The following is a 25,183-nucleotide window of genomic DNA, read 5'->3' as shown; positions in this document are numbered from 1 at the left end:
TTTTTTTTTGTCTTTTAGTAACATTATTCAAATTGAACTGAACCATTAATTGCAACTTCACTCCAAGTTTTACTAACACCGTCAGGTCCTTTATGAAGATCATAACAAGCTTTGTGTATCGCTTCAATTGCTGCTTGAGCACCGAACTCTTCTAAATTAATTGTACTATCTACACTAAATTTTTTATTTTCAAAAGTAAAAGGTACTTCTAATTGTTTTGTAACATCATTCAATGTTAAAGTAAGAAAACATTTCCCTTCTCTAAAATTAAATGCTCCACCAATTAATTCGGTATTTTTTAATGCTCCAAAAAAGATGGTTTTTAATTTCGCATCACGGTCTTCGTTGTTCGTAAACAAACTACTTACAGGAATTGAAAAAGTAGCTCCTTCTAAAACTGCTTCTGGAGTTTCTCCTGTTTGCGTGTTTTTCAATTCAATTTGTTTAAAACTTCCACCTACTGCAACTTTATCAGTAGTTTTATATGCCGTCCAATTTACTTTAGTAGAATCTGTAATTATTTTCAAACCACTAAGTTCTTCTGTTTTCACTTCTTCAACTGGAGTTTCTTGTTTTTCTTCTTTTTTACAGCTTGTAGCTAAAATAGATACAGCAAAAGCAAAAAGTGCTATTTTCTTCATTTTGTTTTTATTTATGTTCAATCAAAGATACTAAGATTTTAAACCTCTAACCAAATACAAACGTTAAAGATTAGTAAATTTTATTAATTGTTTTAAAATTATTTTATTTAAAAAATCAAGAAAAGCATCGTGTTTAACACAAGAAAGACAGTAAAATATTTCACTGTCTTTCTCTCAAACTAACAAATAAGACATTTTAGGATAATATCTACTTAACTGTTATGGCATTTATTTCGTCATTGTTATAAGTATATTCTTGAGTGAATGGATTACTATTCCCAATACCTTTCCATATTGCATAATTAACATTTATATTAGATGCAAATCCTGATATGTAGATTCCATCACTTGTAACATGAATTGAATTGAATCCTGAATGTTCTATTTTTGAACTTTCAATTACATTTCCATTCTTCCAAACTCTACTTTCCTTATTTGCATATATTGAAATATCAAATTCAGAACCAGCCACATAGACATCTGAATTATGTATAGAAATTGCATTTGCAATTATAAAATCGTTTTCATTTGAAAGGTTAATAGGGATACCATTTTTCCATATTTTCGCAATCGATTTTGATCCATTTGTAGAATAACCACATACATAAACTATATTATTATCTACAACTATATCTTTAATAAATGTATTAAATTCTGTGTGATTATTTTCTAATGTTATTTCTACTTCATTTTTCCAAACTACTCCTTGATATTTCCCAAAACTGTCCATCTTTTCTCCAGCCACATAAATATCGTTGCCAAAAACATAAATGGCATTAGCTTTTGAAGTCGTTTCATTATTGGTTAATCTAGTTGCAATTCCGTTTTTCCAAATAGTTGCAATAGACCTATTTAACTGACCTACATTCTCATTTCCTACAACATAAACATTATTTTGATTAACAAAAATATCTTTTGCTTCTGCGTAACTTAATCCGTTTGTAATTTCTTGCTCATTATTGTTTTTCCAAACTTTAATTTTTTGATTTGCTCCATCTAAACTCTCGTTACCTACTACATATACGTTGTCTTCAATTATTGAAATGCCTACTGCACTTGAAGTTCCATTATTGGACAGTATTGTTGCCTCTCCGTTTACCCAAACTGTTGCAAGTTTAGTTTGTACATTATTTGCATTTAATGCATACTTACTACCAACAGCATAGAGTTTTTCTGGAGTTTGATTGTTTTCTACAGTTTCTAATGAATCATTTGAACAAGAAAAAATTAATCCTGTTAGGAATAGCGTTAAAATTGTTTTTTTCATAATAATATTTTTTTAAATAATTTTAAGTAAAAATAATCAAAGGAATAACTCATTATTAATCTTTTAGACAAACCTCACTAATTACTTGATGAAATAATACTGAAACAATTAATTAATAATCATTTTTTTATTAATAACTTGAGTATTCGTTTTAACTCTTAAATTATAAATTCCTGAAGTAAACTTTTCAAGATTAATTTTGTATTGATTCAAATAACTTTCATCAAATGAAAAGTTGATTTTTTGACCAATATAATTTGTTATAGTTATTTCACTTTCTACTAAATTCCTATTTGTTTTTATTTCAAATGACCCATTATTTGGATTTGGGTAAATTGTGAAGTCATCTTCTTTATAAAACTCTCCATTAGATAATACAATAGGTAGGCAATCACTTTGAAAAGATAAGTTTGCTATATTATTACTTTGTACTTGCGAACTTATATCTGATATATTCAAAACAGAATTGGATACTATAAAATTATATGGTGAATTTTCTATTGGATTTTGATTGGTTATACTATGCTGTAAAGTATTTACATCACATAGATAATCCTGATTGATATCTACATTAGCAAACTTAATATTTTGACTTCCATTTGTGAGACCATTAAAACTAGTGTAAAAAACAGCTGATGTAGTATTTAAAGAAAAACGGTTTAAAAAGAATGGTATTCTTTTACTTTTTACTATTGTTTCTGTAGTAGGATTATATTCAAAATATAAAGATCCTTTAATAAAATTTTCTGAATGTGCTATGCATTCAATATTTCCATTTGACTTTTCATTTAAATATTCAAAACCTGTAACTGTGAAAGTATTTCCAATGTTTTGAACTCCATTATCCCAAGTTTGTATATGTTTTGACCATAATATATCACCATTTTCATTTGTTTTAAATAAAGTTATGTGTGCAGGAGCAAAAAATTCAGTTGAAGTAGCAATTATATATTCGTTATTTTGGTTTTTGGTAAAAGAATATCCAAAATTGTGATAATATTTTTTATTTCGGTTTATATTGCTTAAATCGTTGTCTATGTTTATAATATCGGTTTCAGAGGTGGCAATATCAAAAGTGCCATCATCATTTGCTATTGCATTAAAATTGAACATATAATATGGAAGATTTGTTCTTTTTGCATTTATAAAATCTCCATCAGCAGTTAACTTAATCATTGAATAATAACTATTGCCATTTTCTTTTTCTGTAGTAAAAATAATTATCGATTCATCGTTTAATTTTAAAAGCGTACTTGAATTAGAATATGTAGAGTTTTCATTTTTTTTTACCCAAAGTATTTGACCAGAAATATTCATTTTTATAACAATATTTTTAGTACTATCAAAATTGCCGTTCTCTAAATAATCACCCAAAATAATAAATTCGCTTTCTGATACACTTAACAATTTCATTACTGATAATGAATAATTAAGGTCATTCGTTTCTAATTCTTTTGAACCAATTACATCTCCTGTATCATCTAAGAAGTTTAGCACAATGTTTGTTCTAAAAGTGGTGCTCGACTTTAAAACTGTCATTGCATTAACTAAATTGTTATTTACATTGCAATTTGTCATTTGAAAATCATAGACATCGTTATTAGAAACATATGACTTGTTATAATGTTGAGCAAAAAGGATATTAGTAATTATTAAAATACTGGTATTAAGTAGTTTTTTCATTTTTTTTTATTCAAAAGTAAAAAACTAGCTAAAGTTGAATCGGATAAATTTACGACCTTAATGATTTTCTTGACGAAACTATCTCTTTAATAGTTTAGAATGTAGAAATTCTTCAAAAACAGGAGTTTTAAAAGTATTTCCAATTGGAAAATGTAAATCTCCAATTGTTATGGTATCTGTAGAAATACTTTGTATCGCATTTTTAGATACAATATAAGATTTATGGATTTTTATAAAATCTTTTTTAGATAATTTTTCTTCTACAAGTTTTAAAGTCAAGTATGCAACTAATTTGTTCTTATTAGTATGAATAACTACATAATTTTGCAAGGATTCTATTGCAATAATATCTTTAATAATAACTTGCTCATAAATCCCGTTACTCTTTACAAAGAAATAATCATTATTAGTCAAGTTATTTTTTGTTAGTATAAAATCTTGTGCCTTACTTACAGATTTGAGAAATCTTTCAAAAGAAATAGGCTTTAAAAGGTAATCCAAAACATTCAATTCATAGCTTTCTATTGCGTATTCTTGATAAGCTGTAGTTATAATTGTTGCTGGCAAATTGGTGAAGTTCTTCAAGAATTCAATACCAGAAATTTTAGGCATATTAATATCTAACAATAGTAAATCAATTTCCTCGTCTTTTAATATAGATAGTGCTTCAACTGGATTTTCTGCTTCTCCAATAAACTCAAGAAAATCAATATCATCAATATATTCTTTTATTCCTTTTCTTGCAAACTGTTCGTCGTCTACAACAAGACATTTTATTTTTTTTGCCATCATTTTAATTCAATTTTTAATACAACTTTAAATAGTTCATTTTCGTCTTCAATAACTAATGAATAATTTTCTTCATATATAAGATCTAATCGTCTTCTCACATTTGCAATTCCAATTCCTTTATTATCTAATATTTTTAAAACATTCGAATTATTTTTAGGGTTTGAAATTTCAAAAACAAAACAATCATTTATATAATTTAACTTAATTTCAATTTCATTTATTTTTTCTTTATCACTTCTTAAATACTTAAAAGCATTTTCTAAAAAAGTAATCAGAATTAGTGGAGCTATTTGAAACGATTTAACAGTATCTTCTACAGTCAATCTGCATTTATCATTATCATTTTTCCTAAGTAATTGCAAATGAATATAGTCTTTTATATATTTTATTTCTTTCTCTATTGGAACTTTAGGTAAATTACACTCATATAACTGATATCTTAAAATTTCAGAAAACCCAAGTAAAGCTTCTCTTGCATTTGAATTTTTCTTGTCTATTTTAAAATAAATTGCATTTAAAACATTAAATAGAAAATGTGGATTTATTTGTGCTTTTAAATAATTTAATTCGGTTTCTATAATTACTTTTTGTTTGTTTTCTACCGTTGCTTTTTGTTCGGCTATTATTACTTCTTTCTTGTTTTTCATGTTTATAAAACTGAAATACATAATAATTGCTATAAGAATAAGCATTGATATAATATAATATAACAATTTCTTTGAAGCTTTTTGTTGCTCTATTTTTTGCTTATTTTTTAAATCATCAACTTCTTTCTTTTTGCTATACAAAAATTCTAATTCTTTTTCTAATCCATCATTTTTAGATTTTAAAATGCTATCATTCATAGTTTTTTCAATACTAAGAAGATTATAAGCGTTTTTAAAATCATTTTTAGCAAGGTATATTTTTTTTAATAATTTTGAATTATATCTTATATCGTCTGGTATTCCGTAAACTTTGGATAATTCCTTCGCTTTTAAAGCATAGTCTAAACTCTTGTCTAAATCAAATTTATTTTTTACAATTGAATCTTTAGAGAAATAATCTTGACTTAAAGCATTAAAACATTGCATTTGCCCAATAGGTCTATTGATTTTTGAAAAAAAAGTTAACGATTCTAAATGTTTTTCTATAGCTTCTTCAATTTTTCCTTGTTTTTGTTTTATAAGCCCTAATATTAGAATACTATTAGCTAGTGAATTATAATCTGTTTCTTTTTTTGCAATTTCAATAGATTTTTCGCAATACATTTCGGCATTTGAATACTTTTCTGTAGCTAATAATAAATGTGATTTGTAAATATATGAATATAACAAACCCTGATTATTAGATGTATTTTTTAAACTATTGATAGCTTTTTCACAATATAATTCTGATTTTTCATAATCTTTAATTATTCTAAAATTATTACTTATACTAATGTAACTATACCATAAATCATCAGAATGCAACTTCTCCTTAATTTTTAAAGCTTTAAAAAAGTAATCAAACATTGTCTTTTTATCATCTTTCTCAAAATAAAGATACCCTAAGTTGTCATATACAGATGCTAGATAATCTTGCTCGTTATTTTGTTTGGCAATTACAATTGCTTGATTAAAAAAATATTCGGAAGAATCTAATGCTCTTTTATTAAGATAAACTTGTCCTAAAATGCCGTTGAAGTAGGCTTTTTTATCAACCTTTTTATGCAATACTCTTTTAGACAATTGAATTGCATTATCATAATTTCCTAAATTGAAATTTGTTTCTGTAATTAGGATTATTAACTTTTCTTCATTTTTATTTAAAGAATTACTATTTGAAAGTAACTGAAATGCAAATGAATTTATGAGTTTAATTTTAGCTGAAATGTTTTCAAGCTCAATGTCATCATTACTTAATAAATTTATGATACAATTTATTTTAGCTTGCTTAGATGTAATAGTAAAACAATCTTTTTCTTGACTGTAAGAAATCGATATATGGAATAATACAATTATAAGTAGTTTGATTAATTTCAAAATTTTGTTTGTAAAATTATAGTTGTTATTCATTTAGCCAATAACATTTACACGAAAATAATAATTTACTTGATGAATAAATAACAATTAAGGTATTTCAAACAGCATATTTCATTTATATTTGCACCTTCAAAATTTTAGAAGTTGAAGTCATACGACTTACAACTTCTAACTTCTAACTTTTTTATAATGATTACAGTAAACGATATTGCAGTAGAATTTGGCGGAACAACTCTTTTTAGTGATGTTACTTTTGCTATTAATGAAACCGATAAAATTGCTCTTATGGGTAAAAATGGAGCAGGGAAATCTACTTTATTAAAAATTGTCGCTGGTGAAAACAAGCCTACAAGAGGTGTGATTTCTGCTCCAAAGGAAGCCGTAATTGCCTATTTACCTCAACATCTATTAGCAAATGACGACTGTACTGTTGTTGAAGAAACTTCGAAAGCTTTTGCTGAAGTTTTTAAAATGAAAGCAGAGATTGATGAAATCAACGAACAGTTGACAATTCGTACCGATTATGAAAGTGACGCATATATGAAACTTATTGAAAAAGTTTCGGAACTTTCTGAGAAATTCTATGCTATTGAAGAAGTGAATTATGAAGCTGAAGTGGAAAAAGTATTAAAAGGTTTAGGTTTTGAAAGAAAAGATTTCAATCGCCCTACTACTGAATTTTCTGGTGGATGGAGAATGCGAATTGAATTAGCAAAAATCTTATTGAAAAAACCTGATTTGATTTTATTAGATGAACCTACAAATCACTTGGATATGGATAGTATTCAATGGTTAGAAGATTTCTTAGTAAATCAAGCAAAAGCTGTAATGGTAATTTCTCACGATAGAGCATTTGTTGATAATATTACGAATCGTACCATTGAGGTTACAATGGGAAGAATTTATGACTACAAAGCGAAATATTCTCATTATTTAGAATTGCGAAAAGACAGAAGAATACATCAACAAAAGGCTTACGACGAACAACAAAAATTTATTGCTGAAAATCAAGCTTTTATTGATCGCTTTAGAGGAACTTTTTCAAAGACAGAATCGGTACAATCGCGTGTAAAAATGTTGGAAAAAATTGTTCCAATAGAAATTGACGAAATAGATACTTCAGCATTAAAACTAAAATTCCCACCATCTGCTCGTTCAGGACAGTATCCTGTTATAGTGAAAGATTTACACAAAAGCTATGGTGAGAAAGTGATTTTTAAAGATGCTAATATCGTTATTGAAAGAGGTGAAAAAGTCGCTTTCGTAGGAAAAAATGGTGAAGGAAAATCGACTATGATTAAAGCAATCATGAAAGAATTAGATATCAATTCTGGAAGTGTAGAAGTGGGTCATAATGCTCAAATTGGTTATTTCGCTCAAAATCAGGCTGCATTATTAGATGGTGATGCTACAATTTTTGAAACTATTGATAGAATTGCTGTTGGAGACATTCGTACCCAAATTAAAAACCTTTTAGGCGCTTTCATGTTTCAAGGAGACGATATTCACAAGAAAGTAAAAGTACTTTCTGGTGGAGAAAAAACACGTTTGGCCATGATGAAATTACTACTAGAACCTGTTAATGTTTTAATCTTAGATGAGCCTTCAAATCACTTAGACATGAAGACAAAAGATATTATTAAAGATGCTCTGCGCGACTTTGATGGTACTTTAATCTTGGTGTCACACGATAGAGATTTCTTAGATGGTTTGGCTACGAAAGTATTCGAATTTGGTAATCAAAGAGTGAAAGAACATTTTGAAGACTTGAAAGGTTTCCTAGAAATTAAGAAAATGGATTCGTTAAAAGAAATTGAGAAATAATAAACATTGATTTTCAATTTTTATAGATATTAAAAAGCTCCAAATGGAGCTTTTAGTTTTTTGTAGTAACTGTATAATTAATTAAAGTTTTATAAAATTTTGGAAAAGCCCAATATTGAGTTTCTAAATTTTTATTATTCGCTACATTCAGTGTATCCGCTTTAATCTCTTCATATAAAGACATCTGAACTGTCGTAAGCTTATTGCTGGATAAGTTAATATTTTGGATTATTCTTTTTCGACAATTAAATTTCTTTATTTTATTATTGGAAAGATTTAATTTTTGAATTCCTTTAGGTAAAAAAGATTCCTTAAAATCTGAAATTTTATTGTTCGATAAGTTTAAATCTATAATTGTAAACTCAGATAAATTGGGTTGTTTTCTTAAAGATCTATTCGATAAATCTAGCTTGTAAATTGTGTCTGTTTTTGTTAATTTACTATAATCAAAATCAGGAATTGACTTACAACTTGATAGAGTTATGATTAATAGGAATAAAAATTTATTTTTCTTCATGTTTTACTATTGGGAATGTTGAATATATGGTTTCAAGTGAACAAATAATTGGACCAGGTTTAGGAATTACTTTTGTTTTCAATTTATTTGTATTGTTTTTTTGTAACAATGTGTCAATAGTTTTGATTGTAAAATTAACTTCGCTTGGTAAATTTGGGTTATTTGAAACATCTAAATATTCTAAATTATCATTTAATCCTAAATATTCAATAGTATTATTAGATAAAATTACTCTTCGTAATTTTATGTTTTTGCTATTCGCTTTATCTGCAATAGTCTTTATTGTAACTGCATTTAGTTGATTAAAGGACAAGTCAATCTCTTCTAAATTTAGGTCTGAATTATGATAAGGAATCAGAACTTTAATAGGACTCATTTTATAATTCGTGCAAATAAACTTCTTTAAGTTATTGTTAGTACACTTTAACTTCTTCAAACTTAAAGGCAATTTGCTTAACGGAATTGTATCTAAATTATTAAAAGACAAATTCATGCTTTCAATTTTATAAATTGACAAATCTGGTAAAGTATTTAATTTCTTATTTGATAAATCTAAATGATTAATAGTATCTTTTGTACTTAATTCTGATAAAATTTCGGCTACTGATTTTTCTTTCTTCGTTTCAGATAAAATTTGATTTGAAGTAACTCTCTCTTTCTTTTTACAAGAGATTAACGAAATTAGCAACAGTAATACTACTTTTTTCATAGTTTTATTTTAAGAAAATAACGACAATAATTATGACATAATCATTTACTAAATACTATTTCTTCATCCATTTATCAAAACCTAAAGCGGAACTTTTCATTTCTTTTTGCCATTGTATACCATATTCTTTATTCAATATTTCAAAGACTATTGTATTTTTAGCTTCGTATTCTTGAAAATTCACTGGAGGTAAACAACCAAAATCATAATATTGAATGTTGTATTTTTTAGCAAAATCGAGATCTTCTTTGGTAATGGTTGACGCAATTCCTCCAATGATGTAAATAGTTTGCGTTTTTGAATTTACTTCAATTTTAGTTTCCTGACCTTTTACTTTAATTTTTGTAGTTGTTGCGCTTGATTGTTTTTCTTGTGCTAGTGTTTGAATACAAAAGAATAACAATACTGTCAAAATTTTATAATTCATCTTTTTGTATTTTATTAGTTACATCTGCTCCACCCCATTCTACTAGCGTAAAACCTTTACGATTTGTTTTTGGTAATTGTTGTTCTTTAATGGTTTCAAAGTGATCTAAACCGTAAAATTCCATATATACTCTAATTACTGTTTCTGGTTTTGGTTTTACCTTATTCACAGAAATTTCATTACAAGCATCATTTTTTAAAAAATGAATGAAGTTGAACTCATTTCGTTCTAAAATAGGCAGCCAAAACTGTATAAATTCATTAGTCTCTTGATTATTTAATCCAATATGTTCCAATTTTTCAATAAAAAAATCGGTTAAGTTTTCTTTTTCAACAACAAAACCATCTGTATATTGATAATGTTCGTTTGGCAAATCAATTGCTCCATCCCAAAACAAAGAACTATAATTACGTTTGGTTTTGGTGTCAAAAAGTTGTCCGTTTGGAGCAGCAATTACTTTCCAATTCCCTTCATATTTAGGAAAAGTAGTTAGTAGTTCCCCTTTAAATTCGAATTGCAGTGTAATCTCTGTTTCTTGTGTTGGATAGAGGTAAATTACTGGTTTTTTAAGAAGAATTGGTTTGTCATTTGAAAGAAGAATAGCTTTTAAAGAAATAGTAATCGCTTTTTGTTTTTCGATTATTATTTTTTGTGATACATAATTAGGTTTTTCAAATTGCAAAACATCATTTTTTCTAACTTTAATTTTAAATACACCTTCAAAATCGGTAAAAAACTGCTCTTTAGTATTCAAGTTTTTAATGGTAGCTCCAAAAAGAGGATTCTCTTCACAATCTAATATCAATCCTGTCAGAAGAAATTCTTTTCCTTTGTTTTCACTATATTCATAGGCATATAGTTTATACATTTTTTCTAATTCTTTTTTAGAAATGTTTTTAGTTGTGATAACTAGAGCTCCATTTTGAGCTTTTTCACCATAAATTGCTGTTGCAGCTTGACTTTTTAACACATCTACTCTTTCAATATTATTAGGGTTTATGTTCTTTAAAATATCTTCTGATACATAATTAGAATTGACAACGTATAAAATTTCATTAGCAACATTTACTGTTGGTTTTCTATTTATTCTCCATCCTTTTTGCTTAGGTATTGAATCTTGAGCAAACACAACAGAGATTGAAAAAACAACAAATAATAGGATTAATTTACTTTTCATATGTAGATATTTATTTGTTTTTTATAGGTCATATGGTATCGCCATCTTTATTGGTGTATGTTTGCAACAAACTTGTTGTTAGTGGCGATTTCATATTTTTTAAATTATTTCTTTTTTAGTGGTTTTCCATTTTTCGTACTAATAATAACTACGCCATCTTTTCCTTTTTCACCATATCGTTGTTGTGCTTCTTCTTTTTGATAAATCGTTGTTGCAGTAATTTTTTGTTTATCTAAAGGATAATAAGGACTTGTTGGATTTTTTCCAAACAAAGACTCTTCAGAATATTCTACTCCATTTATAATATACAATGGTTTTTTCAAAACAATCATAGTGTCTATTTCTTCATTATCTATCATGGTTTCTATTTTACTCATACTTTCTACTTCTCCATCAATAACCACTAAAGGATTTGGTTTCACATTGCTCTTTTGATTTTGCATTGCATCACTTTTATTAGGCAAGAAACTGTTTCGAGGTATTTCAGTTTTTAATGTTATAATCGATTGAATTGAATTGTTCATAGGAGCAATAGTTACAGGTTTAATTAAAACAGAATCTGCTTTTGACAAAAATCCTAATGCACTTTCCTCTCTTGGCAATATCATCTCATCAAGTTCTTCTAATTGCATTTCATCATTAAGAGCCATTGAGCTCGCTTCGAAAACAATCTCAGGTTGATTATTCAGTAATACGTTCTCGTTTTTTTTAAGCGAAAGAGTTGTGTCTTTCTTTAGTTCTACTAAAGGTGCTACAAGTATCATTTTCTTTTTAATAGTATCAGAAACTACAATGCTGTTTTCTTCTGTTTGAACAGGAGTAGTATTCGTGTAAAAATGATATATAATAGTTGCCATAATAATTACGGAAGCAGCAACACTAATTTTTTTCCAACTGTTTTTCTCTTGCTTTAAAACATTGGTATCTAACTTATCTTCAACTCTCGACCATACTTTTTCCATACCTGGAAAAGCATTCGATTCTGCATTTTTAGCAGCTTGTTGTATTTTTTTTTGTAATTTATTTTCGATTTCCATTGCCTTATCTCGCTTTTTGATAGTAATATGTATTCACTAGCTCTTTTAACTTTGTTTTTGAAGCATTTAATTGTGATTTTGAAGTGCCTTCGGAAATACCTAATTGAGCCGCAATTTCTTTATGCGAAAACCCTTCAATAACAAACAAATTGAAAATGGTACTACAACCTTCTGGAATGTAATTAAGTAGATTCAGTAAATCAGCTTCTTCCAAATCGGTAACATCATCAGCTAAAGGTTGTGATTTATAACTTACATCTTCTAAATACAAATTGAAGTTTATGTTTTTCTTTAACTGTAGTAAGCATTGGTTTACCACAATTTTTCGAGCCCAAGCCTCAAAAGCATAATTCTCCTTTAACTGATTCAGCTTTGTGAAGATGATAAAAAATCCATCTGCTAAAACTTCTTCTATTTCTTCCTCTTTTTTCAGGTAGCGCTTGCATAAACTATAAAGCTTAGGAGCCATATATTCATATAGCTGCCGTTGCCCATCACGGTTTTGTTTCTTACAGGCTTTTATTATTTTTTCATCCATCACAATTGGTTTGCTACTTATATAGAGTATAAAATTTAGAAAAAGGTTGGGAATGCATTAAAAATATTTCTTTAAACCCAAATTATGCATTAAAATTCTATTACGAAAAACTATTTTATATTTGCTTCAGTACGCAGCTTTACGTCTTCAATGTATAATCTAGGTTAAAAATAAAAAAAGGCATACGTTTTTGATCACTTATGCCTTTCTATTTTTATTATTCTATTATTATTCTTTAAAAACCATATCAATACACATGATTGCTGCTAGGATTAATTGTCGTATTGGATCTTCTGCTCCAACCGAATTATCTATATTTAAAACATAATTATCTGCGCTAGTAAAAAACTCTTTACCAATTCCAGCCCATTTCTTAGAAACGGTTGCGATTTCTTTATTATGCTGTAGGAATTTAAAATCCCAACCTGTCCATTTACCTTGTAAAGTACATAAATGACGGTCGTTTGCATCGTGAATTTCAAATTTTCCACCAAAAGAGAAAACTTTTTGTTTAAAAACGCCAATTAAACGTTCGTTTGTATCAAAAACTTCAACATCCGATTTAAAAAGAGCAACTCCCCTTTTTACACTTACAATTGGTTTTCCTTGCGTATCGCTAACGACAACATGGAAAGGAGTCATTCGTTTATAATCTGTAAAACGGAAAAGTTTGGTAAAAAATCCTAAATTAGGTTCTGTGCAAGACATCATTAATGAGCCGTTTTCTGGATTAAAAATATCATAACTATTAGCTGCTTTAAACATGCCTACTTTTTCTTTCACTAAGAAAACGTTTCTAGATAAAATAGAATTCATTTATTGATTGATTGTTAATTTATATATTTCAGACTTTAATTCTTCTGTGTCATTATCTTCGCAAAGTAGAAATTCGATTTCTTTATCGGATTCTTTGAATAACGTAATCCCTTCAAATTTATTTATTTTAGAAATTAAGATCGTATTTTCTAGTTCAAAATTTTCAACTTTAATTCGTCCCAAGAAAGAACCTAAAATTTCACCATCAAGATAGGTTGAAGCAGTATTTTCAACAGCTGCTAAAAAATAAATGGTTGTATCAACAAGAATAGCATCGGTAAAAGTAGCTTCAACATCATTAATCTTTGGTAATATTATTTTCTTAAACACCAAAGAATCGTCTGCGTTCAATATAAAAATGCCATTAGCACTATTTCCTGCATTTCCTCTTTGGAAAAAATAACTTTTATCAGCTGTAATAATCAAGCCTTCAATATTCAACTCATCATCAGAAAGAGAAGCTTCTTTCTTAAACCTTTCATAGACTACACTGAAATCTTTATTTTCAATCTTCTTTGTTTTCAAATCATAACTAATTCTTTGATTTCTCTTTTTTGTAGAACCAGAACCCAAAATAATTACGTTATTGCCTTTTAAAGCTATCGATTCAAAGTCAAGTTTGTCTTTTTTTAGGATATTTTCAGCAGGGTTTTCAACCAAAGCATGTTTTTCTAAACTTGCTTTTTCAATTTGATATTCATACAAATAGGTACTATTATCTGAAATTAAAAAAAGAGAATTCTCTTTAAATAATAAACCCGATGCAGAACCAATACCAATAATATTAAGGAACAATTGAAGTTGTAATTTTTCCATTTTGCTTGATAATTTTTTTGGTTATAAAAATACATTTATCTTTATGAATAAAATTTAAAAAATGAAAAATATAGATACTTCCACTCTTAAAGTTACAAAATCAATTCAATTAAAAAATATCCCAACGCTTATTGATGTTTCTACTTCTGAAAAAAAGAAGGAAAAAGTGCTTCAAAAAACGAGAGAAAAACTAAGCAAATTGCAAGACAAAATGTATGCACATAATAAATATGGTGTATTAATTTGCCTACAAGGAATGGATACCGCTGGAAAGGACAGTTTAATTAGAGAAGTATTTAAAGAGTTCAATGCTCGTGGTGTTGTAGTGCATAGTTTTAAAACTCCAAATTCAACCGAATTGGAACATGATTATCTTTGGAGACACTATTTAGCGTTACCCGAAAAAGGGAAATTTTCTGTTTTTAATAGAACACACTACGAAAACGTATTGGTTACACGTGTTCATCCAAATTATATTCTGAATGAAAACATTCCAAGTATCAATTCGGTAGAAGATATAACTCCAGCATTTTGGGAAAATCGATTTGAAAGTATCAATGCCTTTGAAAAGCACATTACTTCAAATGGGATAATTGTATTAAAATTCTATTTGCACTTAAGCAAAGAAGAACAAAGACAACGTTTATTGCGAAGATTAGAAACTGAAAAACACAATTGGAAATTTTCTCCAGGCGACTTGAAAGAGCGTGAATTGTGGGATGACTATCAAAAATGCTATGAAGAAGCTATTAACAAAACATCTAAAGAACACGCTCCTTGGTATATTGTTCCTGCTGATAACAAAGAAACGTGTCGCTATCTCGTTGCAAAAACTATCTTAGAAGAATTACAGAAACATACAGATATTAAAGAACCTGAATTAGAACAAGAAGTGAAGGACAACATCAAAATGTATCACGACAAATTAGCGTCTGAAGAATAATTTAATTAGTAGCGAATGGTTCTGTTTTTTTTGCTATCTATTTTCCTGCTGTCCACTTTATCTTTTATCGCGAAGAACAAATCAATCTAGTTTACACAACTTTATTCTTCGCAATAAAAGGATGTCGTTACCATCAGGGCAATTCCTTACATTAAATTAACTATTTTTTGTATTTTCTAACCTCCAATTTGTAAATTGTAAATCTTACCTTTGCACCCAAATTTACTGCAATGACTTTATCTGTCTATTTTAAAGAGTTTTCATATAACTTAAAACTAGCCTATCCAATCATTTTGGGTATGTTAGGTCATACCATCGTAGGTATTGTTGACAACATTATGGTAGGAAGACTTGGTTCAACCGAATTAGCAGCTGTTTCTCTAGGAAATAGTTTTGTCTTCATTGCCATGTCTTTAGGTATTGGTTTTTCAACAGCAATTACACCTTTAGTTGCAGAAGCAGATGGAAAAAGTGATATTGCTAAAGGAAGAAGTGCCTTTCATCATGGACTATATTTATGTAGTATTCTAGGAGTTATTTTGTTTGGGATTATTTATTTTTCTAAACCATTAATAACTTTTATGGGACAACCTGAAAATGTAGTAGAATTAGCAAAACCCTATTTAGATATTGTTGCTTTTTCATTAATTCCTTTAATCATTTTTCAAGCCTATAAACAGTTTGCAGACGGAATGAGTGAAACTAAATATTCTATGTGGGCAACTATTTTAGGAAACTTAGTGAATGTATTATTAAATTACTTACTGATTTATGGTATTTGGATATTTCCAGAGTTGGGTATTGTTGGTGCAGCCATTGGAACCATAGTTTCACGTTTTGTAATGTTAGGCTATATGCACTATATGATGAATTTAAAAAAGAAATTCCATCCTTATTTCAAAGACTTTTCGCTAAAAGAGATAAAACGCGAAGTCAATATAAAAATTATCAAACTAGGAACTCCTTCTGCCATGCAAATGTTTTTTGAAGTTGCCTTGTTTACTGGTGCTATTTGGCTATCAGGACGATTAGGGACAACGAGTCAAGCAGCTAATCAAATTGCTTTAAGTTTAGCTTCTTTTACCTTCATGTTTGCCATGGGATTAAGTGTTGCGGCTATGATTCGTGTTGGAAATCAAAAAGGATTAGAAGATTTCAAAAAATTACGTTTGGTTGCCTTTTCAATTTTCTTATTGGCTATCATTTTAGAAATAATTTTTGCCTTAATTTTTGTGGTTTTCCATGAATATTTTCCATTACAATTTATTAAAACTGTTGATGACTTAGGAAATCCAATTTTAGAAAATATTGAAGTGGTTAAAATTGCCGCACAATTATTATTAGTGGCTGCGGTCTTTCAAATTTCCGATGGTATTCAAGTCGTTGTTTTAGGGGCATTGCGCGGTTTGCAAGATGTTAAAATTCCAATGTATATGACATTTGTTTCTTATTGGGTAATTGGTTTCCCAATTTCTATTTATCTAGGACTATATACATCCTATGCTGCAGCAGGAATCTGGATAGGATTATTAGCTGGTTTGTCTGCCGCTGCAATTTTATTGTTTTTCCGTTTTAACTATTTAACAAAAAAGTTAATTGCAGATAATAACCAATAAACCATTCAAAAAAATATTATTTTTACATCGTTCAAAATAAATAAATTAAAAAAAGAAAAAATGACTTTACCTAAATTTGTTATTGCTGACAATTCTGACTTTCCAGATGATATTTTTATCATTCATTTAGAGTTCCCTCAATTTATCATCAATTTAAAAGATGATGAAGTTGAATTTTTAGAAGACATTGAAGAAGAAGACGAGAAAGAATTAGAATCTGAAATGGAGCATTTAATTACGCTTGCAGGCGAATTCTATGACAGAGAAATGGAACGTTACGAAGAGTAAAACAAAAATCTAGCAACTATAAAAATGAAAAAAATCTATTCTGCTTTAGTGGTTCTACTACTAATGATCATTACTATTTCTTGTAATAACAATAATAACCAAGAGATCTTAAAAATAACATCTGACAGCACTTTATCGCTTACAAAATTAAACCTAGAAAGTTTAAACGATAAACTACCAAAAGATGAGTTAGAAAAAGAAAATAACTTAGACAAATTTTCTAAAAAAGAGAAAGAACAAATTAAACTATTAATCAACGCAAAAGATAATGGTATTAATATAGGAAAATCATTGTATATAATGATTGACGAAGTGAAAAGAGATTACGTTATTTCTGCCATTTTTTGGTTAGATAACGAAAAAAAATTTCAAGAAAATTTTTCTAAAATAACCGATTCTAAAATTGTTATTAACACAAAGAAAAATCTAGTCTATGCAGACAATAATGTTATTGGTGCAATAAAAGGAGACATGATTGTCCTTTCTCAATTTTCAAATCATAAGTCATTAATGAATAGTTTTTCAGTTGAAAAAAAGAAAGAAATTGACACTCAATTCTATACTGATTTTTGGAATAGAAAAGCAATTGAAAACACTATTAAAATTGATCAGATAAACAAATCATTAGTACATAGTGCAGATGTTTCTACTTGGTTAAATATTGAAGGGGCTATTTCTTCTGCTACAAATGGCTACATTGAAACTTTAGCTATAAATAGATTACTTATTGATGCTGGTCTTTCTATGAACTTAAATTTTGAAAAAGGGAAAGTAGTTCTAAACACAAATACCTATTTGAATGAAGATTTACGCAAACTAGTTGAAAAACACTACGACGGAAAGAAAATAAACTATGACATTTTAGAAAACGTAAGTGTAGACAATGCAACTACTTATGCATTAGGCTATTTTAGTCTTGATTTTATTAAACATTTTGTAAAAGAAGCTGGTTTTGAATCTACTGTAAACAATTATTTAGAGTTTAAAGATTTAACTTTTGATGAACTTGCATCAACCTTTACAGGTGATTATGCTTTTATTAATAATAAAGCAACTGAAGATAAAAATGCAACGAATCAAAATTTATATTCTTTAATGAAAAGTCAACAAAACTCTGTTTTTGTTTTAGGTATCAATGGTAAAAAATCGAACAAAGTAATTGATATTATCAAAAAAGAGCTTTCTGCATCAAATGGTGGTCATATTTTTACGAATGATAATCTCCTTGTATTTTCTACTGAAGAAGAAAATCTAAAACTATTAAAAAGTAATGAAAAGGCAGATAATGATAATTTAGAAAAAGTATCTAATGTGAATTCTTATTCTTGGACAAGCGGTGAAGAATTTAATAAGGACTTAGATAAGAGTGAAATGAAATTTAAAGTAGAAAACATAATTTCTACTTCAAAGATGGATAATGGTAATTTCGCTACAGAATTTACAATTACTATCGATAAAGATTCCGACAACATAATACATTATTTAATGGGATATGAATAGTATCACTTTAGATAAAGTTTTACCACAATATTTTATTCCAAAAACAGTAGACAATCCAAATACAATTTGGAATAAAAAAACAGTTTTTGAAAAGGGCAATTGTTATTTAATAATTGCCCCTTCAGGAAGTGGAAAATCGACTTTAGCAACTTCTATTTTAGGAAATCATTTTCAATATGAAGGCGCAATTTATTATGACACTACAAAAGTAGCATCACTTTCTATAGAACAAATTGTAAATTATCGAAAGTCAAATATTCAATTACTTTTTCAAGATGTTCGTCTTATTAATGATTTGACTATTAGGAAAAACATATTGTTACGCACATTTTCAAAATTGAATAATCAAATTGAAGAGAATATAAACAGTTATGCTGAAACATTAGGAATTACTAAATTATTAGATAAAAAAGCAAAAAACTGTTCTTATGGAGAAAGACAAAGAGCTGCGATTCTTAGAAGTTTAATTAATCCAACAGATTTTCTAATTTATGATGAGTGTTTCAGTCATTTAGATCAAGAAAATAAAGAAATTGCTTTCCAATTAATTCAAAAAGTAGCACAAGAAAACAAGAGTGCTTTATTATTTTTTGAATTGAATGATTTTGCCTTCGAACACGAATTAAAAATACTTAACCTATAATGAAACAACTATTTAAATCATTGTTTTTGTATGTAGGGTTATTCCTTTCTTTCATTTTAGTATTAAGTTGTCTACAACTCTATGTTAATGCAAATTCATTACTAGGATCAAAAAGTAGCGATTCCAATTATTGGATTACTATTTCGAAAACGATTACTCCAGATAATATTGGACGAAAAGAACTTATTGGTTTCAACTCAAAAGACATTAAAGAGCTCAAAACCTGGAAAGAAGTTAAAGCTATTCATCCAATTGTTTCAAATGATTTTAGAGTTTCTGCTGATGGTGGTGATTTTATTCCATTTTATACCGACATGTATCTTGAAGCTGTTGATGACGAAGCAATTGATATTAAAGACCTTTCCGATTTTAAAGTAGAAGACAATACAATTCCTATTATTATCTCTAGAGAATATCTCAATTTATACAACTATGGATTTGCTTTAAATCAGGGTTTACCACAAATTACAGAAGACTTTGCCAAAAGAATTGAAGTTAACATCAATATCACGCTAAAGGACAAGAATCTAAAATATAGAGGACGATTAGTTGGTTTGTCAGATAGAATTCATTCGGTTTTAGTGCCCAAAAAATTTTTAGACTCAATAAATGCTAGTCAAGGCTTATCAAAAAGCAAAGATACTATATTTACAAGAGTTTTAGTGAATGTAAACGACGCTACAGATCAGGATTTAATTGCAAAAATGAGCAAAAAAGGATATGAATCTAATCAGGAATCATTACGTTCTGCAAAGATTAAAGGAAAACTTTTCTTAGTCCTACGCGTTATTGGAATTATTGGTTTGTTTATTTTCTTACTTTGCGTTTTCATGATAATCAATTATATAAAAATGCAATTTTTAGAGCAACAAGAAGCAATATCTATCAAATATTGCTTAGGTTATTCTCCAAGAGAAATGGTTAAAAAAGTAAGTATTAAGTTCGGAATTATAGTAGCAATTTTAATTTCAATTTCTCTATTATTCTTGTCAATTGGACAATATTATTTGAGCCAATCAGACATTGCAAACGGACTATTATCACCTTTTTTAACACCGCTTTTATTTACATTAATGCTTATTATTCCAATCATAATTTATTTTATAGTAAACGAATTAATATACAAATGGTTAATAAAATCATGGAAATTTTAAAACTATCATAAAACAAAACACCGTTTAGAAAAATATTCCAAACGGTGTTTTTTTATATTATACCAGTTATGATTTGAATTTACTGTGAAAGAAAATGATGATTTTTTTCTTGATATAAAATAGAAAATCAAAGCATAGCATCGTTACGTTTTTATTTTATATTGAAATATCGAGGAAAAAAGGGCGTTTTGTTACAGTAAATTCAAGTGATAAATGGTATTATTACTTCATTTTTTATACATCATATCCGTTTTTAATAGCATAAACTGCAAGTCCTACTCTTGTTTTTAATTCCAGTTTTTCAAACAAACTATCTCTGTAATTTTCTACCGTTCTTGGACTACAAAACATTTTCTCACTAATTTCTTTATAGTTCATTTCGGTAACCGTATATTTTAAAAACTCTTTTTCTCTGTCAGAAATTTTAATTCCATTGGAAAACCCAGTATAATCATCATTCAATGTAGAAAGTACTTTACTTGTTGCCCATTCTGGAAAAAACTGTCCATTCTTTAGAATTTTAAGCAAGGCATTTTCTAGTTCTTTCGGATGCACATTCTTCAACATATAACCCTTTGCTCCGTTTTTTATCATTTTGATTAAACTTTGCTCGTCATCTTGCATACTTAAAGCCATAACCAACACATTCGGATAATCACTTTTTAGCCATTTTGCAGTTTCAAATCCATCCATTACAGGCATACTAATATCAAGTAAAACAATACCTGGTATCGCTTCATCTTGTTTGAATTTATTTTGCAATTCTAAACCATTTTCACATACATACAAAACTTCAAATTGTTCAAAATTAGATATAATACTACTTAGTGCATTGGCTATTAAAACATGATCGTCTACAATCACAATTGAGTTTTTCATTTTATAAAGGTATTTCTATCGTTAATTTTGTTCCTATTGTTGGGTTACTTTCCAAGTAGTATTTTCCACCAATCATTTCTGCTCTTTTTTTCATATTAAGTAAGCCAATACCATTTGATTTTGTTTCATGTATATTAAATCCTTTACCATCATCTAATAAAACCAATACATATTTGCTCTCATTTCTTTCCAATGTAACCGTAATAGTATCGCATTTAGCGTGCTTAATACTATTTTGTATAAACTCTTGTGTAATTCGTAATACAATACTTTTTGTCTGATAGGAAGCACTATTTATTGTAGTGTTACATACAAAAAGAACATTACATTTTCTTAATTCGTGTACTTTCTGACATTCTTTCTCTAATAACTCTCGAATGGTACTTTTTTCAATACTATCATCTGTTAAAGACTTAGACAGTTGCCTTAATTCAGATAGCGAATCATTAATAATTGTACTAATATTTTCAATACTTTCATTCACTTGAGGAGCTTTGTTTTCATAGGCTAATTGTTGCGTATATAAACTCGCTAAAGTTAACTTCTGACCAATATTATCGTGAATTTCTCTACCAATATATTGCATTGTTTGGGTTTGAATCTCTAATTGCGTAGCTAACAATTCTCTTTGATGTTCCCTCTCCTTATTTAATAGATTCACTTCATGTTCGTTCTTTTTTACTTTATATTGTTTGATAAAAGCGATGATACCAACAATGAATAAAATAAAAAATAAGTTAAAAAGAATAATAGTAACTATAATTTCGGTTTTCCCCATATAAACGAAGCAGTAAAAAGTAAATACATTAAACAATTAGAAATTAAAAAATAAAGATAATAAGCATTCCAAATAGAAGGTTCTTTTACAATTAAATTATATAATCCAAAGAAAGGCAAAGTACCTACATAGAAAAGCATTATCCCAATATTTATATAGAACATTTTATTTTTCCAAAACTGTAATATGTCATCATTTTGAATTTGTTTCCGAAATTCTAAAAAAACTAATATCATAAGTAAAAGTGTCCCAACTGTCATATTAAATGAGTATACTATATCAAATGACTTAAAATAGAGTTCAATTGGAATAAATGACAATAAATATAAGGTAGTAAAAATGAAAAATAGTTTTTTATTTTTCAAAGACTTAATTGAATAGAGCCAGAAAAAGAACAAATACTGTAATGGAATAATACAAAATGCATATAATATTGCCTTTTTTAAATGTAATAAATTTGAAATTTGATTACTAAAATTGTCAAAAACAGCGATTATAACAACGTAAAAGACAAATAATTTCCAAAAGCAATCCCTGTTTTTTGGATAGTAGATAATTGCAATTATAGCAGTAATTAATTCTAACCATAATTGCAAATTAACTATAAGTGGATAATTTTTTAACATTTATTATGGAATAAAAAAACCCTCATCTCCATTTGAAGTAGCTGGCGGTATCAAGTTTCCATGATTTTGTGCACCAATTAAATTACTAGGATTATTTGGATCATTATCTGCAGACTTTCCAGTTAATGCAGCAGTTCGCTGTGTTGTAGAAATAGTATTTGTAACAACATATCCTGGCATATCAAAAAGCCCATGTGCATAAGTTGTATAATCTAAAGGGTTAAAATCAACCATTCTGTTTTCAACTTTTATAGTAGGAATCATTACTAATGTATGCAAATTCCCATACTGTTTTTGCAATGGATCTTTCAGAAAAAGAACTAAATCTTTAAACTGACTCTCCCAAGTTTTTGCTTCAGGATAGGTAGCGTAATAAATTCGTATGCCTAAATCTTTACTATCAATTATTTTTCCATATGGCGCTGCTGTTTTTTTCGACGTTCTTTCAATGTGATAAACAAATCTCTTTACAGTCTCTAAATCAAACCAAATTGAATGAGCATCATTATTAGTTAGTGTGCTAGGATGTGTATTTATACATCTTAATTGTTTTTCTTGATATCCTTTTACCATCGTATGAACTAAATCTACAGCTAAATCATTCATAGGATTAGCACTATAATCCATGCATATTTTATCAGGATTAGCTGTTGGTGTAGAAGTTGATTTTTTAGGTGGAAACTTATAGATATAAGCTCCAAAGGCAATTACTACGGCAATTAAAAGTCCAGTTATCATATTATTTGTTTTTTAGTTTATGAAATTACTTTTTTTATTCTTTACAAAGAAACAACTCTTTACTTTTTTTATTAAAAGTTGAAAAACGTTTTCGAACAGGGTTAAATAACCCTATTAATTTTATATCAACTTATTACTAATAAAAAACGCATCCTTTATTTTAAGAATGCGTTTGTATTTATGTACATAAAGTTTTAAAAACCTTCTACAACATCAGGATCAGCTGGAGGAATCAAACTACCATGATTCTGAGCTGCTATATCACTATTTGTAGCTGTTTTAGACATTATAGTATATTCACCATTCTTATCTACATTTTGCAAACCATTATAGGTATTTTTATCTATTGGGTTAAAATCTACATTTTTTCCTTCAATATCAATAGTTGGAATCATTATTAATGTATGTTTATTTTCGTAAAGTTCTGTAATTGGACTATTTAACAAAAAAGATAGCTCTTCATAACCTGTTTTTTCCCATTTTTCTTTTTCTGGATAGGCTGCATAATAGAAACGTATACCTAAATCATTACTCGATGTATTTCCATTTTTTTTAGCTTCATTTTCTACATCCGCTATAAATTTTTTCAAAGTTTCTAATTCAAACCAAATTGAATGTGCATCATTTCCAATTTTTGTTTTGTTGATTGTTGCCAATTGGTTGTTTCGGTAATTCTGAATCATTTCATTAACTAAACCTTGTTTTAAGGTGTTAGGTCTTGCTGTTTTTAGTGCTTTTTGTTCTATTTCAACACTTTCTGAATTTGAACATGAAAACAAGAACAAGCTTGCTAATAGTACTACAATGTTTTTCATAATATTTAAAATTGTTTAATCAAATAAACAAAAATGAATGTTACTCTGTAAGGGTATTTTCATTCTTTTTTAAAGGGTATTTTTCCCCTTGTATAATTAAAATAGTTTTTTCAGAAAACATATAAGGTTGATAAACCTAATAAACTTCATCCTATTTCCCTCTTCTACTTTAAGTTAAACGCTCATCAATTCATTATCAGTTGTTTCTCAATTTTGTAAACATCAAAACAGGGAAACCGAAAACTGTAACAAAGAGTAGGTAAACTATAAAAAAAACAATATTATGGCAAATTTAGTAGCAGAATTAAACAGTTTAGACTTTAGTGTCTATATTGGCGGACCACTACAAGCAGCTGTTCAAGCACAAAACGCAGCCTCTATGGCACAAGTTAATTTCATTCAATCTGTAGGTTTTGAAGACGATCCTGCATCAACACCAAACGCTCCTTTACCAAAAAAATTGAGATATGTAGATTTTGAATACAATAAATCTGTACCTAATCCACATTTTGGAAAAGACAAACAAACCTTATTAGATGAAGGTTTTACAGATGCGCAGGCAACTACAATTGTTTTAGATATAAATAATAAATTTCTAGAAAACAATGTGATTATTAAAGTACCTTTTTTAACGACATTAACACTTCCAGCACTTCGAATTGAAGAAGTTATTATCGATTTCAATGCCAAATTAACATCTACAGAAACTTCTAATGTTTCAGATGAATTTGCGGCATCTGCTGAATTAGGAATTAATTACAAAGTAGTGAATTTTAAAGCATCTGCATCTTACAAAAGAACATCAAACAGTGGATCTACTGTTGAAAAAACATACAATATGGGTGTTCATGTAAAAGCGGTAAATGATGAAATTCCAGCAGGACTTGATAGAGTATTAACAATGCTTGAAGATAGTATTGCAAGTGTAAACGGATAAACTATTTAATTAATTATAG

At 28.1% G+C, this 25,183-nt stretch carries 26 protein-coding genes; 8 read left to right on the top strand and 18 right to left on the bottom strand.

The window, feature by feature from the left end:
* Positions 1-23: 23 nt before the first annotated feature.
* The 5 genes from L2Z92_RS12875 to L2Z92_RS12855 all read right to left on the bottom strand — a co-directional run bounded on the left by L2Z92_RS12875 (position 24) and on the right by L2Z92_RS12855 (position 6,386).
* Complete coding sequence (locus tag L2Z92_RS12875; RefSeq protein WP_236453944.1) at positions 24-641, bottom strand: YceI family protein; 618 nt, start codon at positions 639-641, stop codon at positions 24-26.
* A gap of 208 nt (positions 642-849) precedes the next feature.
* Positions 850-1,908, bottom strand: coding sequence for a hypothetical protein (locus L2Z92_RS12870; RefSeq protein WP_236453939.1), 1,059 nt, complete (start codon positions 1,906-1,908; stop codon positions 850-852).
* A gap of 108 nt (positions 1,909-2,016) precedes the next feature.
* A complete protein-coding gene (locus L2Z92_RS12865) occupies positions 2,017-3,591 on the bottom strand; it encodes a T9SS type A sorting domain-containing protein (protein WP_236453937.1) in 1,575 nt (524 codons plus the stop codon).
* A 78-nt stretch (positions 3,592-3,669) separates the two neighbouring features.
* Positions 3,670-4,383 carry a LytR/AlgR family response regulator transcription factor gene (locus L2Z92_RS12860; protein ID WP_236453933.1) on the bottom strand — a complete coding sequence of 238 codons (714 nt, stop codon included), beginning with the start codon at positions 4,381-4,383 and terminating at the stop codon, positions 3,670-3,672.
* On the bottom strand, positions 4,380-6,386 hold the full coding sequence (locus L2Z92_RS12855) for a tetratricopeptide repeat-containing sensor histidine kinase (RefSeq protein WP_236453930.1): 2,007 nt from the start codon (positions 6,384-6,386) through the stop codon (positions 4,380-4,382). The genes L2Z92_RS12860 and L2Z92_RS12855 overlap by 4 nt, the downstream gene beginning before the upstream one ends.
* Positions 6,387-6,575: 189 nt before the next feature.
* Here L2Z92_RS12855 and L2Z92_RS12850 point away from each other — a divergent pair, with 189 nt between their 5' ends.
* Positions 6,576-8,210: an ABC-F family ATP-binding cassette domain-containing protein gene (locus tag L2Z92_RS12850; RefSeq protein WP_236458860.1), complete on the top strand. Its 1,635-nt coding sequence runs from the start codon at positions 6,576-6,578 to the stop codon at positions 8,208-8,210.
* A 52-nt stretch (positions 8,211-8,262) separates the two neighbouring features.
* On the opposite strand, the gene L2Z92_RS12845 is transcribed toward L2Z92_RS12850, so the two are convergent.
* The 8 genes from L2Z92_RS12845 to L2Z92_RS12810 all read right to left on the bottom strand — a co-directional run bounded on the left by L2Z92_RS12845 (position 8,263) and on the right by L2Z92_RS12810 (position 14,247).
* The gene (locus L2Z92_RS12845; RefSeq protein ID WP_236453927.1) at positions 8,263-8,727 is read right to left on the bottom strand and encodes a hypothetical protein; all 465 of its coding nucleotides are present in this window, start codon (positions 8,725-8,727) and stop codon (positions 8,263-8,265) included.
* On the bottom strand, positions 8,714-9,436 hold the full coding sequence (locus L2Z92_RS12840) for a hypothetical protein (RefSeq protein WP_236453924.1): 723 nt from the start codon (positions 9,434-9,436) through the stop codon (positions 8,714-8,716). Before L2Z92_RS12840 ends, L2Z92_RS12845 begins: the two co-directional genes overlap by 14 nt.
* 55 nt (positions 9,437-9,491) lie before the next feature.
* A complete protein-coding gene (locus L2Z92_RS12835; RefSeq protein WP_236453921.1) occupies positions 9,492-9,863 on the bottom strand; it encodes an FEKKY domain-containing protein in 372 nt (123 codons plus the stop codon).
* Positions 9,853-11,040 (bottom strand): TonB-dependent receptor plug domain-containing protein, encoded by a 1,188-nt coding sequence (locus L2Z92_RS12830; RefSeq protein ID WP_236453919.1) that lies wholly within the window; start codon positions 11,038-11,040, stop codon positions 9,853-9,855. The genes L2Z92_RS12835 and L2Z92_RS12830 overlap by 11 nt, the downstream gene beginning before the upstream one ends.
* A 104-nt stretch (positions 11,041-11,144) precedes the next feature.
* On the bottom strand, positions 11,145-12,077 hold the full coding sequence (locus tag L2Z92_RS12825) for a hypothetical protein (protein ID WP_236453917.1): 933 nt from the start codon (positions 12,075-12,077) through the stop codon (positions 11,145-11,147).
* Between the two features lie 4 nt (positions 12,078-12,081).
* The gene (locus L2Z92_RS12820; protein ID WP_236453914.1) at positions 12,082-12,615 is read right to left on the bottom strand and encodes an RNA polymerase sigma factor; all 534 of its coding nucleotides are present in this window, start codon (positions 12,613-12,615) and stop codon (positions 12,082-12,084) included.
* A 228-nt stretch (positions 12,616-12,843) separates the two neighbouring features.
* Complete coding sequence (locus L2Z92_RS12815) at positions 12,844-13,431, bottom strand: LURP-one-related/scramblase family protein (RefSeq protein ID WP_236453912.1); 588 nt, start codon at positions 13,429-13,431, stop codon at positions 12,844-12,846.
* A complete protein-coding gene (locus L2Z92_RS12810) occupies positions 13,432-14,247 on the bottom strand; it encodes a DUF6929 family protein (RefSeq protein WP_236453909.1) in 816 nt (271 codons plus the stop codon). It lies immediately after the preceding gene.
* A 61-nt stretch (positions 14,248-14,308) separates the two neighbouring features.
* Here L2Z92_RS12810 and L2Z92_RS12805 point away from each other — a divergent pair, with 61 nt between their 5' ends.
* The 6 genes from L2Z92_RS12805 to L2Z92_RS12780 all read left to right on the top strand — a co-directional run bounded on the left by L2Z92_RS12805 (position 14,309) and on the right by L2Z92_RS12780 (position 20,391).
* Positions 14,309-15,190 (top strand): PPK2 family polyphosphate kinase, encoded by an 882-nt coding sequence (locus L2Z92_RS12805; RefSeq protein WP_236453906.1) that lies wholly within the window; start codon positions 14,309-14,311, stop codon positions 15,188-15,190.
* Positions 15,191-15,420: 230 nt separating this feature from the next.
* Entirely contained in the window at positions 15,421-16,806 is a 1,386-nt protein-coding gene (locus tag L2Z92_RS12800; RefSeq protein ID WP_236453903.1) for an MATE family efflux transporter, read from the top strand.
* Between the two features lie 60 nt (positions 16,807-16,866).
* Positions 16,867-17,094 (top strand): hypothetical protein, encoded by a 228-nt coding sequence (locus L2Z92_RS12795; RefSeq protein ID WP_236453900.1) that lies wholly within the window; start codon positions 16,867-16,869, stop codon positions 17,092-17,094.
* A gap of 24 nt (positions 17,095-17,118) precedes the next feature.
* Positions 17,119-18,594: a DUF4836 family protein gene (locus tag L2Z92_RS12790; RefSeq protein ID WP_236453896.1), complete on the top strand. Its 1,476-nt coding sequence runs from the start codon at positions 17,119-17,121 to the stop codon at positions 18,592-18,594.
* Complete coding sequence (locus L2Z92_RS12785) at positions 18,587-19,237, top strand: ATP-binding cassette domain-containing protein (RefSeq protein WP_236453893.1); 651 nt, start codon at positions 18,587-18,589, stop codon at positions 19,235-19,237. The genes L2Z92_RS12790 and L2Z92_RS12785 overlap by 8 nt, the downstream gene beginning before the upstream one ends.
* On the top strand, positions 19,237-20,391 hold the full coding sequence (locus L2Z92_RS12780) for an FtsX-like permease family protein (protein WP_236453890.1): 1,155 nt from the start codon (positions 19,237-19,239) through the stop codon (positions 20,389-20,391). Before L2Z92_RS12785 ends, L2Z92_RS12780 begins: the two co-directional genes overlap by 1 nt.
* 234 nt (positions 20,392-20,625) lie before the next feature.
* Here the strand turns inward: L2Z92_RS12780 and L2Z92_RS12775 are convergent, their stop codons facing one another.
* The 5 genes from L2Z92_RS12775 to L2Z92_RS12755 form a co-directional block, all read right to left on the bottom strand.
* Positions 20,626-21,270 carry a response regulator transcription factor gene (locus tag L2Z92_RS12775; protein WP_236453887.1) on the bottom strand — a complete coding sequence of 215 codons (645 nt, stop codon included), beginning with the start codon at positions 21,268-21,270 and terminating at the stop codon, positions 20,626-20,628.
* 1 nt (position 21,271) lies between these two features.
* Positions 21,272-22,048 (bottom strand): sensor histidine kinase, encoded by a 777-nt coding sequence (locus L2Z92_RS12770; RefSeq protein ID WP_236453884.1) that lies wholly within the window; start codon positions 22,046-22,048, stop codon positions 21,272-21,274.
* Entirely contained in the window at positions 22,027-22,674 is a 648-nt protein-coding gene (locus L2Z92_RS12765; RefSeq protein WP_236453882.1) for a hypothetical protein, read from the bottom strand. The genes L2Z92_RS12770 and L2Z92_RS12765 overlap by 22 nt, the downstream gene beginning before the upstream one ends.
* A gap of 3 nt (positions 22,675-22,677) precedes the next feature.
* On the bottom strand, positions 22,678-23,412 hold the full coding sequence (locus L2Z92_RS12760; protein WP_236453879.1) for a hypothetical protein: 735 nt from the start codon (positions 23,410-23,412) through the stop codon (positions 22,678-22,680).
* A gap of 194 nt (positions 23,413-23,606) precedes the next feature.
* The gene (locus tag L2Z92_RS12755; protein WP_236453876.1) at positions 23,607-24,227 is read right to left on the bottom strand and encodes a hypothetical protein; all 621 of its coding nucleotides are present in this window, start codon (positions 24,225-24,227) and stop codon (positions 23,607-23,609) included.
* Between the two features lie 283 nt (positions 24,228-24,510).
* Here L2Z92_RS12755 and L2Z92_RS12750 point away from each other — a divergent pair, with 283 nt between their 5' ends.
* Positions 24,511-25,164 (top strand): DUF2589 domain-containing protein, encoded by a 654-nt coding sequence (locus L2Z92_RS12750; RefSeq protein WP_236453872.1) that lies wholly within the window; start codon positions 24,511-24,513, stop codon positions 25,162-25,164.
* The last annotated feature ends 19 nt before the right edge of the window (positions 25,165-25,183 follow it).

It is taken from the genome of Flavobacterium jumunjinense (genome assembly GCF_021650975.2).
In the GTDB taxonomy this organism is placed as follows: domain Bacteria; phylum Bacteroidota; class Bacteroidia; order Flavobacteriales; family Flavobacteriaceae; genus Flavobacterium; species Flavobacterium jumunjinense.
Note: the sequence above shows the minus strand (reverse complement) of the source record. Positions and strands in the feature narration are given on the sequence as shown.

What these genes read in the sequence shown, in the direction of transcription:
- L2Z92_RS12755 (WP_236453876.1), bottom strand. Translation starts at nt 24,227, where the DNA reads ATGAAAAACATTGTAGTACTATTAGCAAGCTTGTTCTTGTTTTCATGT.
- L2Z92_RS12860 (WP_236453933.1), bottom strand. Translation starts at nt 4,383, where the DNA reads ATGATGGCAAAAAAAATAAAATGTCTTGTTGTAGACGACGAACAGTTT.
- L2Z92_RS12795 (WP_236453900.1), top strand. Translation starts at nt 16,867, where the DNA reads ATGACTTTACCTAAATTTGTTATTGCTGACAATTCTGACTTTCCAGAT.
- L2Z92_RS12820 (WP_236453914.1), bottom strand. Translation starts at nt 12,615, where the DNA reads ATGGATGAAAAAATAATAAAAGCCTGTAAGAAACAAAACCGTGATGGG.
- L2Z92_RS12815 (WP_236453912.1), bottom strand. Translation starts at nt 13,431, where the DNA reads ATGAATTCTATTTTATCTAGAAACGTTTTCTTAGTGAAAGAAAAAGTA.
- L2Z92_RS12850 (WP_236458860.1), top strand. Translation starts at nt 6,576, where the DNA reads ATGATTACAGTAAACGATATTGCAGTAGAATTTGGCGGAACAACTCTT.
- L2Z92_RS12840 (WP_236453924.1), bottom strand. Translation starts at nt 9,436, where the DNA reads ATGAAAAAAGTAGTATTACTGTTGCTAATTTCGTTAATCTCTTGTAAA.
- L2Z92_RS12865 (WP_236453937.1), bottom strand. Translation starts at nt 3,591, where the DNA reads ATGAAAAAACTACTTAATACCAGTATTTTAATAATTACTAATATCCTT.
- L2Z92_RS12770 (WP_236453884.1), bottom strand. Translation starts at nt 22,048, where the DNA reads ATGGGGAAAACCGAAATTATAGTTACTATTATTCTTTTTAACTTATTT.
- L2Z92_RS12785 (WP_236453893.1), top strand. Translation starts at nt 18,587, where the DNA reads ATGAATAGTATCACTTTAGATAAAGTTTTACCACAATATTTTATTCCA.
- L2Z92_RS12835 (WP_236453921.1), bottom strand. Translation starts at nt 9,863, where the DNA reads ATGAATTATAAAATTTTGACAGTATTGTTATTCTTTTGTATTCAAACA.
- L2Z92_RS12845 (WP_236453927.1), bottom strand. Translation starts at nt 8,727, where the DNA reads ATGAAGAAAAATAAATTTTTATTCCTATTAATCATAACTCTATCAAGT.
- L2Z92_RS12790 (WP_236453896.1), top strand. Translation starts at nt 17,119, where the DNA reads ATGAAAAAAATCTATTCTGCTTTAGTGGTTCTACTACTAATGATCATT.
- L2Z92_RS12775 (WP_236453887.1), bottom strand. Translation starts at nt 21,270, where the DNA reads ATGAAAAACTCAATTGTGATTGTAGACGATCATGTTTTAATAGCCAAT.
- L2Z92_RS12800 (WP_236453903.1), top strand. Translation starts at nt 15,421, where the DNA reads ATGACTTTATCTGTCTATTTTAAAGAGTTTTCATATAACTTAAAACTA.
- L2Z92_RS12825 (WP_236453917.1), bottom strand. Translation starts at nt 12,077, where the DNA reads ATGGAAATCGAAAATAAATTACAAAAAAAAATACAACAAGCTGCTAAA.
- L2Z92_RS12870 (WP_236453939.1), bottom strand. Translation starts at nt 1,908, where the DNA reads ATGAAAAAAACAATTTTAACGCTATTCCTAACAGGATTAATTTTTTCT.
- L2Z92_RS12750 (WP_236453872.1), top strand. Translation starts at nt 24,511, where the DNA reads ATGGCAAATTTAGTAGCAGAATTAAACAGTTTAGACTTTAGTGTCTAT.
- L2Z92_RS12875 (WP_236453944.1), bottom strand. Translation starts at nt 641, where the DNA reads ATGAAGAAAATAGCACTTTTTGCTTTTGCTGTATCTATTTTAGCTACA.
- L2Z92_RS12830 (WP_236453919.1), bottom strand. Translation starts at nt 11,040, where the DNA reads ATGAAAAGTAAATTAATCCTATTATTTGTTGTTTTTTCAATCTCTGTT.
- L2Z92_RS12760 (WP_236453879.1), bottom strand. Translation starts at nt 23,412, where the DNA reads ATGATAACTGGACTTTTAATTGCCGTAGTAATTGCCTTTGGAGCTTAT.
- L2Z92_RS12765 (WP_236453882.1), bottom strand. Translation starts at nt 22,674, where the DNA reads ATGTTAAAAAATTATCCACTTATAGTTAATTTGCAATTATGGTTAGAA.
- L2Z92_RS12780 (WP_236453890.1), top strand. Translation starts at nt 19,237, where the DNA reads ATGAAACAACTATTTAAATCATTGTTTTTGTATGTAGGGTTATTCCTT.
- L2Z92_RS12810 (WP_236453909.1), bottom strand. Translation starts at nt 14,247, where the DNA reads ATGGAAAAATTACAACTTCAATTGTTCCTTAATATTATTGGTATTGGT.
- L2Z92_RS12805 (WP_236453906.1), top strand. Translation starts at nt 14,309, where the DNA reads ATGAAAAATATAGATACTTCCACTCTTAAAGTTACAAAATCAATTCAA.